General features: G+C 55.8%; 13 protein-coding genes. 5 read left to right on the plus strand and 8 right to left on the minus strand.

The window, feature by feature from the left end; genetic code table 11:
* Positions 1–8: 8 nt before the first annotated feature.
* Positions 9–1,142: a Gfo/Idh/MocA family protein gene (locus FGE21_RS16305; protein WP_139664486.1), complete on the plus strand. Its 1,134-nt coding sequence runs from the start codon at positions 9–11 to the stop codon at positions 1,140–1,142.
* Here the strand turns inward: FGE21_RS16305 and FGE21_RS16310 are convergent.
* Positions 1,139–2,143, minus strand: coding sequence for a LacI family DNA-binding transcriptional regulator (locus tag FGE21_RS16310; RefSeq protein ID WP_139664487.1), 1,005 nt, complete (start codon positions 2,141–2,143; stop codon positions 1,139–1,141). The genes FGE21_RS16305 and FGE21_RS16310 overlap by 4 nt on opposite strands.
* A gap of 177 nt (positions 2,144–2,320) precedes the next feature.
* Between FGE21_RS16310 and FGE21_RS16315 the strand changes: the two genes are divergently transcribed.
* The 3 genes from FGE21_RS16315 (at position 2,321) to FGE21_RS16325 (ending at position 5,299) form a co-directional block, all read left to right on the plus strand.
* Positions 2,321–3,271: a sugar ABC transporter substrate-binding protein gene (locus FGE21_RS16315; RefSeq protein ID WP_139664488.1), complete on the plus strand. Its 951-nt coding sequence runs from the start codon at positions 2,321–2,323 to the stop codon at positions 3,269–3,271.
* A gap of 80 nt (positions 3,272–3,351) precedes the next feature.
* Complete coding sequence (locus FGE21_RS16320; RefSeq protein WP_139664489.1) at positions 3,352–4,476, plus strand: ABC transporter permease; 1,125 nt, start codon at positions 3,352–3,354, stop codon at positions 4,474–4,476.
* Position 4,477: 1 nt separating this feature from the next.
* Positions 4,478–5,299, plus strand: coding sequence for an ATP-binding cassette domain-containing protein (locus FGE21_RS16325; RefSeq protein WP_139664490.1), 822 nt, complete (start codon positions 4,478–4,480; stop codon positions 5,297–5,299).
* Between the two features lie 379 nt (positions 5,300–5,678).
* Here the strand turns inward: FGE21_RS16325 and FGE21_RS16330 are convergent, their stop codons facing one another.
* Together FGE21_RS16330 and FGE21_RS16335 are read right to left on the minus strand one after the other, a co-directional pair.
* Positions 5,679–5,999: a DUF1648 domain-containing protein gene (locus FGE21_RS16330; protein WP_139664491.1), complete on the minus strand. Its 321-nt coding sequence runs from the start codon at positions 5,997–5,999 to the stop codon at positions 5,679–5,681.
* Positions 6,000–6,006: 7 nt separating this feature from the next.
* Positions 6,007–7,527 (minus strand): ABC transporter ATP-binding protein, encoded by a 1,521-nt coding sequence (locus FGE21_RS16335; protein WP_255731629.1) that lies wholly within the window; start codon positions 7,525–7,527, stop codon positions 6,007–6,009.
* Between FGE21_RS16335 and FGE21_RS16340 the strand changes: the two genes are divergently transcribed.
* Complete coding sequence (locus FGE21_RS16340; protein WP_255731630.1) at positions 7,442–8,329, plus strand: ABC transporter ATP-binding protein; 888 nt, start codon at positions 7,442–7,444, stop codon at positions 8,327–8,329. The genes FGE21_RS16335 and FGE21_RS16340 overlap by 86 nt on opposite strands.
* A gap of 24 nt (positions 8,330–8,353) precedes the next feature.
* On the opposite strand, the gene FGE21_RS16345 is transcribed toward FGE21_RS16340, so the two are convergent.
* The 5 genes from FGE21_RS16345 to FGE21_RS16365 form a co-directional block, all read right to left on the minus strand.
* A complete protein-coding gene (locus FGE21_RS16345; protein ID WP_139664494.1) occupies positions 8,354–8,806 on the minus strand; it encodes a hypothetical protein in 453 nt (150 codons plus the stop codon).
* A 14-nt stretch (positions 8,807–8,820) separates the two neighbouring features.
* Positions 8,821–10,122 carry an efflux RND transporter periplasmic adaptor subunit gene (locus tag FGE21_RS16350; protein ID WP_139664495.1) on the minus strand — a complete coding sequence of 434 codons (1,302 nt, stop codon included), beginning with the start codon at positions 10,120–10,122 and terminating at the stop codon, positions 8,821–8,823.
* A gap of 10 nt (positions 10,123–10,132) precedes the next feature.
* Entirely contained in the window at positions 10,133–11,254 is a 1,122-nt protein-coding gene (locus FGE21_RS16355; RefSeq protein ID WP_139664496.1) for a methyltransferase, read from the minus strand.
* Complete coding sequence (locus tag FGE21_RS16360) at positions 11,251–12,291, minus strand: radical SAM/SPASM domain-containing protein (RefSeq protein ID WP_139664497.1); 1,041 nt, start codon at positions 12,289–12,291, stop codon at positions 11,251–11,253. The genes FGE21_RS16355 and FGE21_RS16360 overlap by 4 nt, the downstream gene beginning before the upstream one ends.
* Positions 12,292–12,400: 109 nt before the next feature.
* Complete coding sequence (locus tag FGE21_RS16365) at positions 12,401–12,880, minus strand: hypothetical protein (protein ID WP_139664498.1); 480 nt, start codon at positions 12,878–12,880, stop codon at positions 12,401–12,403.
* Between the last annotated feature and the right edge of the window lie 71 nt (positions 12,881–12,951).

Raw genomic sequence — 12,951 nt, forward strand, 5'->3', positions numbered from 1 at the left:
GCAAGGACATGACAAAACTGAATTGGGGCATGATCGGGGGCGGCGAAGGCAGCCAGATCGGACCAGCGCACCGGTTGGGTGCACAGGCGGATGGACGCTTTGCCTTCGTGGCCGGAGCGCTCGACCATCGCGCGGAAGAGGGCCGGGCCTATGCGCAGCGGCTGGGGATCGAAGCGGGCCGCGCCTATGGCGACTGGAAAGAGATGCTGGAAGGCGAGCGCGGCCGCGCGGATCGCATCGATCTGGTGACGGTCGCGACGCCCAATGCCACGCATTTCGAGATAACCAAATCCTTCCTCGAAGCGGGCTTTAACGTGCTGTGTGAAAAGCCGATGACAATGACCGTCGAAGAAGGCGAGGACATCGTCCGCGTGGCCGAAAAAACCGGCAGGATTTGTGCAGTAAACTACTGCTATTCCGCCTATCCCATGGTCCGGCAGGCCCGCGCCATGGTCCGCAACGGCGAGATCGGCAAGGTCCGCCTGGTGGTCACAAACTTCAGCCACGGCCACCACGGCGACGCCACCGATGCGGATAATCCACGTGTCCGCTGGCGCTACGACCCCAGGATGGCCGGTGTTTCCGGCCAATTCGCCGATTGCGGCATTCACGCGCTGCATATGGCGAGTTTCGTCTGCGATGACGAGGTTGAGACGCTGTCCGCCGATTTCGCCTCAACCATTGCAAGCCGGGAGTTGGAAGACGATGCGATGGTCAACTTTCGCATGGCTGGCGGCACCGTGGGCAGGCTTTGGACCTCATCCGTGGCGATTGGCCGACAGCATGGGTTCGACATCCAGATCTTTGGCGAAACAGGCGGCCTGCGTTGGGCGTCTGAACAGCCGAACCAGCTGATCTATACGCCGGTCGGAGGCCGCACCCAGATCATCGAAAAAGGCGAGGGCGGCCTTTGTGAGGAGGCGACACGCCTCAGCCGCGTGTCGATTGCCCATCCCGAAGGGTTCCCGCTCGCCGTGGCCAATATATACTGCGATCTTGCGGATGCAATTTCGGGGGCGGCGCGGGATGGCCTGCCCGGTGCAGAGGCCGGTGTGCGGTCGATGGCGGCGGTACATACCGCTGTCGCCTCCGCCCGGCAAAACGGCGCCTGGATGGACGCGCGCCCGCCTATGTTCCGCTAGGCTTTGGCAGCGGGGCGCAACGTGCCCCGCTCCACCACAGAACAGGAAAATATCCGCGCCTCCGGATATCGGTCAGGGTCATTCAGCGTCGCTGCCATCAGCTCGATGGAAGAGGTGATGATCTGCCGGATCGGCTGTCGGATCGTCGTCAGGTTGATGTTGTTCCACCGGGCCATTTCCATGTCGTTCAGCCCAAGGATGCCCACATCGCGCGGACATTCGAGCCCACTGTCTTCTATCGCTGACAACGCCCCGATCGACAGCACGTCATCGCCGCAGAAGTAGGCTTCGGCGGGATCCTGTTTCAACAGGCGCAGCATCTCTTCCCGCCCGGCATCAAAGGAATAATTCCGGGCATAGGAACAGCTCAGCGCAACCCTCGGATGCTTTGACATTTCTGCGTTGAAGCCGGCATGACGGTCCTGGGTCGAGGTGGCAAATTTCGGCCCGCCCATGAAACCCACCCGGGTATAGCCACGCTGCACCAGGGTTCGGGCGGCCAGTCGCCCGGCTTCCTGGTTGTCGATGCCGACCACATGGACGTCAGGGGCGGCGGAAAATCGGCCAAAGGAATGCACAACCGGCACCCCCGCATCGCGAAATCCGGTGCCAAATCCCGGTGGCAGGGTTGACGAGGCAACGATCACACCATCGACAGAGTACTGCCGCAGCATCCGGACAGAGTTCGCAGGATCGACCTCTTCCGACAGGTTCACAAGCAACGGGCGCAGGCCCCGCTCCTGCAATCCACGGGTGAAGAGGTCAAAGACCTGCAGAAAGATCGGGTTGTGAAAGTTGTTGGACACCAGTCCGATCAGCTTGGTGCGGCCGGTTGTCAGGGAGGACGCCAGCGCATTGGGGCTGTATCCCAACTCTCGCGCGGCCTTTTCGACCTTGCGCCGCATACTCTCTGAAACGGACGCGCCATCGGTGAAGGTGCGCGATACGGCTGACCGCGACACACCGGCCTTCTCCGCAACCTCTTTCAATGTCACTGCCATTCATCTCTGCCCGCGTTTGACTGCAATCATGTCAACCTACTTCAAATTTGAACCTGCGACAGCCGAAAATGCAGTTCCGAATTGCAACCGGTTGCAAAAACTCTGGGTTGCCGTTACGGTAGGCTGCGAGGCCGGGGAATGACTCGCCTCGCAGGACGGGACTTAAGGGAGGAAAACATGAGTTCGATAATCAAAACGCTCGCGATAGCGACCACTTTTGCGGCAGCGCCGATGATTGCGGCGACCGGCGCACAGGCCGAAGGCGAGAAATACATTCTGGTCAGCCACGCGCCCGACAGCGACAGCTGGTGGAACACCATCAAGAACGGCATCGCGCTGGCTGGCGAGCAGATGGACGTCGAGGTCGAGTATCGCAACCCGCCCACCGGCGACCTCGCTGACATGGCGCGAATAATCGATCAGGCGGCAGCCTCTGGCCCCAATGGCATCATCACCACCCTGGCCGATCCCGACATCCTGGCAGGGCCGATCCAGAACGCTGTCGACAGCGGCATCGACGTGATCATCATGAACACCGGCAGCCCCGAAAAGGCGCGTGAAATCGGCGCCCTGATGTATGTCGGGCAACCCGAATACGACGCCGGATATGCCGCTGGTCTGCGCGCCAAGGGGGACGGCATCCAATCCTTCCTCTGCGTGAACCACTACATCGTTCAACCCTCATCGCAGGAGCGCTGCCAGGGGTTTGCGGACGGTCTCGGTGTCGAGCTGGGCAATCAGATGATCGATGCAGGTCAGGACCCGGGCGAGATCAAGAACCGCGTCATGGCCTATCTGTCGTCCAATCCCGACACGGATGCGGTACTGACCCTCGGTCCGACATCGGCCGATCCGACGCTGCTGGCGCTGGAAGAAAACGGCATGGCCGGTGACATCTATTTCGGCACTTTTGACCTTGGTGGCGAGATCGTCGAGGGCATCAAGTCCGGCGTCATCGAATGGGGTATCGACCAGCAACCCTTCCTGCAGGCCTACCTGCCGGTTGTCGTCATGACCAACTACCATCGCTACGGCGTTCTGCCGGGCAACAACATCAACTCCGGCCCGGGCTTCATTACCGCCGAGGGTCTTGGGAAAATCGAGGAGTTCGCGGGCGAATACCGCTGATCCTCACCCCGGAAAGGTGCCGCAGAGACGGCACCTTTCCGCCTTGGAACCTTGAAGTCTAGTCATTGGGGAGATGTCGCATGACAAACGCGACCCAACCCACGGCAAAACCCGACGAACGCATCAAAGAGATTTCTGCGTTTCGCAAAGCGTTGATCCGTCCCGAACTGGGCGGCATCGTCGGAACCATTGCCGTGTTCACCTTCTTTCTGCTGTTCGCGTTTGACAGCGGCATGTTCAACAGCCAGGGCATCATGAACTGGTCTGTCGTCTCGGCACAATTCATGATCATCGCCGTCGGCGCCTGCCTGCTGATGATCGCCGGGGAATTCGACCTGTCGGTCGGCTCGATGATCGGGTTTGCCGGGATGATGATCGCGATTTTCTCGGTCACCTATGGCTGGCCGGTCTGGATGGCCATTCTCGCAACCTTCGTTCTGTGCACCGCGATTGGCGGGCTGAATGGCTGGATCGTCATACGCACCGGGCTTCCGAGTTTTATTGTGACTCTGGCGTTTCTGTTCATTCTGCGGGGCTTTACCATTTTTCTGCCCCAGGTCATCGAGCGCAAAACCATTATTGGCGGCATCAATGACGTGTCCGAAGGCGACTGGCTGGCCGCGGTCTTTGGCGGCAAGATCCTTGGCAGTGTGTTCACCTGGCTTGGCGACGCCGGGATTATCGCCACATTCGAGCGGGGCACCAAACAGGGCCAACCGGTCGTTGACGGCATCCCGATGCTGATCGTCTGGGCCGTTGCGCTGATCATCTTTGGCCATGTCCTGTTGACCAAGACCAAGTTCGGCAATTGGATCTTCGCGGCTGGCGGCGATGCTGAGGCCGCCCGGAATTCGGGTGTTCCGGTCAACCGCGTCAAAATCCTGATGTTCATGTTCACCGCATTTTGCGCCACTGTCTTTGCCGTCTGTCAGGTGATGGAATTTGGCTCTGCCGGCGCCGACCGCGGTCTGCTCAAGGAATTCGAAGCGATCATTGCGGTCGTCATCGGGGGCGCGCTTCTGACCGGGGGATATGGCTCGGTTCTGGGGGCGGCACTTGGCGCGCTGATCTTTGGCGTGGTGCAACAGGGCCTGTTCTTTGCCGGAGTCGAAAGCTCGCTGTTCCGGGTGTTCCTGGGCGTGATCCTTCTGGGGGCCGTTATCCTGAACACCTATATCCGTCGCATCATCACAGGGGAGCGTTGAAATGACTGAAGTAACACCGTTTCATCACGGCGACCCACGCGCCGACCTGCAGCCGATCATCGAGATGCGGAACATCAAGAAGCACTTTGGCCGGGTCATCGCCCTGGCCGGGGTCAGTTTTGATGTGAAGCCGGGCGAATGCCACTGTCTTCTGGGCGACAATGGCGCCGGCAAATCCACCTTCATCAAGACCATGTCCGGGGTGCATAAACCCACGGCCGGAGAGATCTATTTCGAGGGCAAACCGCTGCACTTCGAGGATCCGCGCGATGCGATTTCGGCCGGGATTGCCACGGTGCACCAACACCTTGCCATGATTCCGCTGATGAGCGTCAGCCGCAACTTCTTCATGGGCAACGAGCCCGTGAAAAAGGTCGCAGGGATCACGCTTTTCGACAAGAAGTATGCCGATGAGGTGACCATGGAGGAGATGCGCAAGATGGGCATCAACCTGCGCGGACCTGATCAGGCGGTCGGGACCCTGTCGGGGGGCGAGCGCCAGACAGTGGCCATCGCCCGCGCGGTGCACTTCGGCGCCAAGATTCTGATCCTCGACGAGCCGACCTCGGCTCTTGGCGTGCGTCAGACATCGAATGTGCTGGCAACAATCGACAGGGTGCGCAAACAGGGCATCGGTGTGGTTTTCATCAGCCACAACGTCCGCCATGCCCTGGCCGTGGGGGACAGGTTCACGGTTCTCAACCGCGGGCAGACTTTGGGTACAGCGAAGCGCGGCGAGATCACGCCAGAGGAGCTTCAGGACCTGATGGCCGGCGGCCAGGAACTTGCGCAGCTCGAGGGGTCACTCGGCGGAACCGTTTGATCCATGCGAAATTCACCAGGGTGAACTTGATCGGAGCGCAAACAAGACGTGATCTGATCCCAGAAAGCCCGGTCTGCCGCAATCACGGCGGGGCTTTTCCCGCGGGGGGGCTAGAATACAGCCCGCGCCGCTCCGGGATGTGCAGCGACCGGGATGCAGGTCATGTAACGACACCAGACGCGGTTCCGCCGCGTGGTCGCTCGCTGCCTCCATAGCTAAGGATAGCCCGGCTGCTGAGGAGGCATCTTGCCGGTGTTCGGGCCTGGTAATTTGCTGTGCCGGTCCGCGAGGTTCGACGTCGCGCTTGGGCCGCCCGTCATTGCGTCTTGCGCGATACGGATGCGACAGCTGTCTGCGCCGCGTGACAAATGGGAATCAGTCAGATCGCCTTGAAGATGATAAAACCGTTCGCCACGAAAAGAACCGCGATTGCGAAAATTACAAAGTAATAGTTTCTTTTTGCTGCAGCCATGAATTTGTCGCTGCGCCACCTGAGTAGGGCTGCACTCAGAAAAAGGGCGAGCGGCATCACAAGCAGGCCAACCCAAGCAGGCATGAATAAATCAGGGGATCCAGTGAGATCCCAATGGACCGGTATTATTCTCAGAGGTCCAATTAGAAAAAGCGCTATTCCTGAAACAAGCAGCAAAGCTGCTCCGGCGCCGGTAAGGAAACGTATTGATCGGTTAAGCCAAAACATAGGTTCCTCATTCCTCTCTTTCCTGAACTTTGCGGTCACTGGATGCGGGGCAGAGTACCAGTAAGCCGCTCTCGTGTATAGTATATTCGACCCCGAACCCCGGAAAGGGCGCACCTCGATGAGAGGCGACTATTGTTGATAAGCCGCCGCCCCAGCCGAGTATTGCCGTGTGCAAGCCTTCTTCTGTTCCCTGATCAAGATGGGATGTGGCTTCGTCCAGCAAAACCACTTTGGGATCCCGTAGAAAGCAACGCAAAACTCCAACTATCTGACGTTGCCCTTCTGAAATTCCAGATCCGTCAGCATTAATTCTCGTATCCAAGCCAGAGGGAATCCCAGAAAGGATATGCGCAATGTTCAGGTTTTCAGCGATATTTATGATGTCGATATCATTCTTATCGAGCCCAAGCAGAATATTTGAGCGAAGGGAGCCTTTCATTAAAAAGGGCCTGGAGCCGAGATACAGAACTGGCTGTGAATGAGGGTGGGAAACGGCGCCCTTCATCGGAGGAGGGTATTTTGCTAGAGTTCGAAGCAGGCGAGTCTTTCCGGAGCCAACAGGAGCATTCAGAAAAATCATCTCGTTTTCATAGATTGAAAATTCGTTCAGGCGAATTGGGTTTTTATGCCCCCGTGAGATGAGCAAATCTGTTGCAGTCAGTGAAATTTCAGGTTTCAGGTGTTCAGTCGCAGTGACCGGTGCGTCCGTTTTCATCAACAAGGGCTCCGCACGCAGCAGGGAAATCTGAACGCGTTTCCAGTCATCTGCCAAGCCTGCTACCAACGTAAGGGGGTTCGTGAGCCGTGACAACATCAAGTAAAACGCCATCAGCCCTCCGATGGTCAGATTGTCTTGTAGGATTGAAAATGCTCCAATCACCAATACAGAAATTTCAACAACTTTGGTATTTGCGGCGCCAAGGCTGGAGAATTTTGCTGCTATTTTCTGAATGGAAAATTGACGCCGGAAAAGTCCTTCTTGGCGCCTGATGATTGCTTGCTCAATCCAGCGGGCACCTCCGAAATGCCCGGCCTCTTGCCGGTTCTCGATCCCTGAAATCAGCAATGATACATACTCAGCCTGTCGTTGTAGTGTTCTTTGTGTCGGGCCGTGCACCATACGTCCGTTGAGGCGCGCAATGTAAAAGGATACTGGAAAGCCAATCCATGCCAATGCGGTGAGAAGCGGATTGAGGTTGAACGCGTAGAAGGTTGCAGCGACCAAGAATAGGACCTCGGTAACGGTTCGCACTGCCGCGTCCGTTATGCCGATATGAAGTTGAGAAACGTCCTGCATTCGGCTCGTGATTTCTCCCACGGGCATATTTTGTCCACCGCCGAATACTACCGAGTGGACAAGCTCCGATGTCAGCTGCCGTCCCATTCGCATGCATGATGCGGCACGTTGGACAGCCGCCAAGTAATTCAAAATGAGCAGAAATATGGCAACTGCCGCGAGCGTCCATAGTGCATTGATCGCTTCCGCTCTGGATCCGATCGTCAACGAATCAAATAGCTTTTGGATCATAATGATTGAAATAAGGCTGCCTATTGCCGCGATGAGTCGCATCCCGATGCGCAATGCAATTCCGCTTGCTTCGAAGCGAATTGCATTATATAGCCATCTTTGCGATAGTGGGGAATTGTTCGCCACGTCACCAATTGGTTTAAATGTCATGGAAAATGCTATTCTGATGAAGGGTGTCAGCTTTAGTTGGGACACAAAGGAAGGTCCCAATGTGGTTTTTAATGACTTTTCGCTCGATCTTGATATTGGAGAATCCTGCGCAATCATGGGCCCTTCCGGAAGCGGAAAGTCTACACTTTTGAATGTGTTGGGTTTGATAGAGAGTGGAAATTCCGGTGAGTATCTTTTGTTTGGTCAAGATACCGCATCGCTTTCGGAGCGCGCACGCGTGAAGCAGCGGTTGAGTAATATCGGTTTTGTATTTCAGGATCATCTCCTCGACCCCGCGCTAACGATCATGCATAATGTTGGGCTTCCACTTTTATACCAAGGTATACCAAGAGCCAGAGCATTAGAACGGTCCAATATAATTCTCGAAGAATTGGGGTTGAGTGGTCTCGAGCGACGGAAACCAGAACAGCTATCTGCGGGGCAACGCCAGCGAGCTGCAATCGCACGTGCCTTATGTAGCCAACCGAGAATTATTATTGCTGATGAACCAACCTCGGCATTGGATTCAAAGAATGCTGATATTGTAACACGACTCCTTGTCGAGAGCGCGTCACAGCGTTCTTGCGTCATTATCGCCACTCACGATGCGCGGGTCGCGGCCGCTTGTGATAAGATTGTGACCTTGAATTAGCCATCTGTTGGCGCAACCTATGAATTAATGCGGATTGTGGACCCGAAAGAACAGACCGGTCAGTTCCCAGGAGTCTGTGCTGCCTTCCAGATAGATGTCTTCTTCTAATATAACTTCCTCATATGGGGTAATGAAACGAAAGTGGCATACGCTCCCGCTCGTTTCCTGCTCGGGGATGTTATTCGTATGCGTGAGCTGGCGCATGTTTGTATCTGGCGTTCCAACACTCTTGTGAAGGCCATTGATATCGCCGTTGAATGTGCTCCGTTTCATTTTTTCTTTGAACTCTTCTGTCGCATAGTTCTCGTAGACATGATCAGGACCCTCTGCGCTGATCGCATACAATATCTCAAATGCGCTCCGCTGTCCCATATCACAATTTGAACTCTGTGCAGTCACTGGCGCAAGAGTGAGCAAATAGACAGACAATACGGCAACGACGGGACGCCACGTTATCGACAGTTTTTTGTGTTTCACTTTTCATCCTTTCCTTACATGTTTTTCCGAAGCAAGCTTTCGAATTCGCTCTGAGCGATCATCAAAGCGATATCGCCGGGTTGTACATCCGGGGATTGGATGACTGAGCTGCCCCCGAAATTGCCTACCCATTTCACAGGAACGATTTTATTTTCCTGATCCGCATTGTCTTGCACAACTATGAAGTGACCATCCTCCTGTCGAAACACAGCCAGTTGAGGAACAAAAAGACCGTTGCTGAGCAAGGGAAACTCATAAAAGTCAACGATTGCCGACATGCCAGGCAACAAGGCTCCGTCAGGATTGGTGGCGACCAGTTCGGCGTCATACAAAACGATGGAATTGTGATCCGCTGCAAATGGGCTGACGGAGAGCAACTCCGCCTGCAGTCGCCGCGCGGGCAAGGAGTCGGCTGCGAAGAGGATCGCAGCTGCGCTTTGCACCTTCAGGACATCGATCTCGTTGACGGCGGCGATAATTCTGATCTTCTTGATGTCAGGCACCAGAGTGAAAAGAATATTGTTTTCGCGCTCTCCCCAAACGATCTGACCCTCTTCGACGTCACGCTTCATAATCCACCCGCTCGCGGGTGCACGGATGATCGATTTCTCGATCTCGTCCTCGATGCCTTCCAGTTGGATTTCAAGTTCCTCGACATTCGCGCGGTTCGTCTCGGCATCTATTGTGCCGGCAATGGCGTTGAGTTTCGCCGCTTCCCCATCGAGGCGTTCGGTCGCGACCTGTGCATCGATTTCCTGGATCGCGGCCTCCAGTTTCGCGACATTGACCGCCAATTTTCGGCGCTCACTTTCTCGTACCAGATCGCCCAGTTGGGTTGCTCTCTTCAGCTCACTCTGTGCGAGCTCCAAATCAGAGACCGTCGCGGAACGACGTGCGGTCAGGGAGGCTATTCTGGAGGCATTCATCTCCGCCAGTTTTCGCAGCATGTCTACTTCGAGTTCACTTCGCTTCGTCTGGAGGCGTGAGGCCGTCAACCGGGCACGGAGCACCCGTAGCTCCAACATCAGCGTATCACTGTCTATCCGCGCCAGTTCGTCACCCTTTTCGACGAATTCGTTTACGTCGGCAGTCACCGATATAATGCGCCCGTCAATGCTGGGCCAGACATGGACCGGGTCCAAAGCCGCGATCTTGGCGGTGGTCCGTATGAGTGGTTTTGGTGCATATTCCTGCACGGCCGCGCTCAGAGCCGGGCGCGCGGGCATGGGGACGTCTGAGGCGAACGTGGTTTCGGGTTGCATAATGCTGCTGCCCAGAAAATACATTGCGACCGCCGTGCCCGAGCTGAAAACCATGACAGCTATCTTAAGCAAACCAGCCTCCGTAGTCGGTCTGGCCGAAGTCCAAAACTGAAATGCGCGGGGCTGATGACCGCTGTCCAGACACGTGAAAGCAATGTAGCCACTTTATGTCATGCGCTTTGATGTAATTGCTGATCTCCACCGATGAGGTTTGCCGGTCCGCCTTGCCATGCATAACCAGGCTTGAGACGAGCTGGGCGAAAGCGGGGGTGCCTTCCGCACAATCAAAGGTCCCGGTAACCACCATGAGCAGATCCATGTCGACAGAACAGGCGCTGCTGAGGTCCTGCGCAAGTGGCCCATAGGCGCTCGTGTCGTAGGAATATCCCACGAAATGGATGCGTCCCGTCTCTGTTAACCAATCATCCAGCCGCCCGAGGATCTTTCGGGTTACCCAAAGCCCGTCGGGCCCCCCGTCGCCGCATAACACATAAGAGATATCCTGCGGAATTGGAACGAGCGGAGGATTGGCGATCAACATGTCGAAGCGCCCCTCGAGCTGAACATCGACGAGGTCGGCACAGATAACTTTGATATTGGTCAACTGGTTGAGTGCAGCGTTCAGTGTCAGCAGTCCGGCGGCGGCTGGGTTAATTTCAACGGCCACGACTTCGCGCGCCTTGCGCGCAGCGACCAAGGTCTGAAAACCTGGTCCGGCACAAAGGTCGAGTACACGGGAGCCAACTTCGGGATCAATGCGCAGGCCAAGCGCCACGGATTCCGGGCCGAAATAGAGCGTCATGGTTGCGCTGGGGCGCTCGTGCCAGAGGAGGACCCCATGGCTCCAATTCAAGACAAAGCGCTCGGCTGACGCAACTCCGCTTGGGGAAATGACCAACATCCCTAGATCAGCCAGCTTCGGTAGAAATGGCCTGATGCCTGCAGGGAGCTCCTCAATCGGCACCTTCTTGCCGCGAAAGAACAGGTCAACGCAGGCGGCGAGCGCAGGCCTTGGGATATTTGCAAGCCGAGGCAGCTCTTGCCGCCAAGGATAGAGCGGGAACAGCGCGGCAATGGTCGGTTGATAGCCGACGCTGGACAACGCATTGGCAAAGGACGCCAGCCAGCGCAAATCAGATTCAGGAAGGCTGCGCTCCTCCACGTTCAATGCCAAATTTTCGTTCATTCTGCTGCAACCTGTTGATCGATGAAGAAGCGCGCCAGAATGGGGGTCGCCCGCATCAGCGCTTTCCTGGCGTCCGGCCGCTGAGTTACGTCAAAGCAAATCTCGCAAATCGAGTTGTAATCATCGCGAAAAGGCACTTCCGGCGCCACGGATTGCACGACCTTCATAACCCCGAACGGACCAATCGATGCGATCGCGTTCAGGATCACACCGTCATAAGCTGCGCTGATGATTTCATCCACCGGTTGTTCTTCAACGCTGCCAAAGCGCAATGGAGAGTCCGCGTCAAACTCAAACCCGCAACAGGCAAGGAGATGGCCATCAGGCGACATGGAAATGGATCTCCCCGCATAGGGGCAGGGCCTGTTCAGGTCCGCATCCCCAACCTCCCAACTTTGAACATCCTCTTCAAAGCCATAACGAACGCGCTGAATATTCGCGTTTGATAACCCGTAGAAGGTCTTGCCCTCAACAGTATCACTTATTTGCGAATTTCCATCATCATCAAACCGGGTGGGGAGATCCTCACCGAGTTCATTCTTGATCCATTCAGGGGTGATCACGGAATTCGGTCCCGCACAATTCGCAATCAAGACACTCGAAAAATCGAATTCTTTGGCCGCGAACCAAAGTGTTTTAACCCGGTCAAAGGCGATAAACGGCAGATGATAATCGTCCGCGCTGATGTTCAATTCTCTCAGCCCGGCCGCGCGAAGCTGCGAGAGTTTCTCGCGTGCCTTTTCGGGCGTTGTGGCCCAGGACGCGTTTGTTACAATTCGGGTGTTCAGGCCCATGTCGCTTGCGGCGGAAATGGCGGTCAACAGGTCCTCCTTGAGGAGGGTTGGTTCACCGCCTGCAAAAACAACAGTATTCAGGGATCCGTGTTCTACCAATCCCGCTAGTGTGCTAATTATGCTATCGGCGTCTAATTTTCCACGCCTTTTAGGTCCAGAATTCATGCAGCAATGAGCGCAAGCTGCGGTGCAGGTGTTGGTTGTCAGTATCGTAATGGAGTGAATGGGTGCGTTTTTCGACATACAGTATCCCCCCGCAGCACTGAAGGCGCCAGGTTGAAAATATTTTGCGAAACAACCCCATTTCAGGCGTTTTTGCCCTATGGGTTTCGTTTATTTGAGGGTCGTTATACTACGAGAAGCTGTATAGCGTGTCCTTGGTGTCGTTGATTAAATCTTCATATTCTTCCTCACTCAGAGGGAACATGTTATGCGCGACAACGGCAACAAAGGCCACCGCGACGACATTGACTGCTGCAACCACATTTACGCCCACCACAGCATTGACGGCCGCCGCCGCATTTACCACCGCGCCGCCGCTGCCATGGCAAGGTGTGCACTGTGCTTGAAGGACTTCACGAACCAAACCGTCGTCGGGCTCCTCTTTTTTGATCTGAGGAGAATTCCAAGCGATTAGAGTGTCTAACAGGGCGTCTCGCTTCGCCTCGTCAAGGGTCACATTTCGATCAGAGCTTTCCTTCTCAATCCAGCTTGAGAGTGAGTCACGGTCCATCGCTCCGCACTCGTCTCCGCTTTCATTCATCTCTTTGCAGGCGTCCATAGCAAGCTTCCAAAAAGAGAGGGAGTCGCTGGCTAGTTCGGTGTGCAGCATGAGGTAAAATCCTTTCCAATACAAATGTGAAATTCAAAAGCGGTGCCCCTGAATTTTAGCAGTAATGCCTT

The organism is Phaeobacter sp. B1627 (assembly GCF_006265095.1).
Classification (GTDB): Bacteria; Pseudomonadota; Alphaproteobacteria; order Rhodobacterales; family Rhodobacteraceae; genus Epibacterium.

Coding starts and splice junctions, on each gene's coding strand:
- FGE21_RS16305 (WP_139664486.1), top strand. CDS start 9: ATGACAAAACTGAATTGGGGCATGATCGGGGGCGGCGAAGGCAGCCAG.
- FGE21_RS16310 (WP_139664487.1), bottom strand. CDS start 2,143: ATGGCAGTGACATTGAAAGAGGTTGCGGAGAAGGCCGGTGTGTCGCGG.
- FGE21_RS16315 (WP_139664488.1), top strand. CDS start 2,321: ATGAGTTCGATAATCAAAACGCTCGCGATAGCGACCACTTTTGCGGCA.
- FGE21_RS16320 (WP_139664489.1), top strand. CDS start 3,352: ATGACAAACGCGACCCAACCCACGGCAAAACCCGACGAACGCATCAAA.
- FGE21_RS16325 (WP_139664490.1), top strand. CDS start 4,478: ATGACTGAAGTAACACCGTTTCATCACGGCGACCCACGCGCCGACCTG.
- FGE21_RS16330 (WP_139664491.1), bottom strand. CDS start 5,999: ATGTTTTGGCTTAACCGATCAATACGTTTCCTTACCGGCGCCGGAGCA.
- FGE21_RS16340 (WP_255731630.1), top strand. CDS start 7,442: ATGGCAACTGCCGCGAGCGTCCATAGTGCATTGATCGCTTCCGCTCTG.
- FGE21_RS16335 (WP_255731629.1), bottom strand. CDS start 7,527: ATGATCCAAAAGCTATTTGATTCGTTGACGATCGGATCCAGAGCGGAA.
- FGE21_RS16350 (WP_139664495.1), bottom strand. CDS start 10,122: ATGGTTTTCAGCTCGGGCACGGCGGTCGCAATGTATTTTCTGGGCAGC.
- FGE21_RS16355 (WP_139664496.1), bottom strand. CDS start 11,254: ATGAACGAAAATTTGGCATTGAACGTGGAGGAGCGCAGCCTTCCTGAA.
- FGE21_RS16360 (WP_139664497.1), bottom strand. CDS start 12,291: ATGTCGAAAAACGCACCCATTCACTCCATTACGATACTGACAACCAAC.
- FGE21_RS16365 (WP_139664498.1), bottom strand. CDS start 12,880: ATGCTGCACACCGAACTAGCCAGCGACTCCCTCTCTTTTTGGAAGCTT.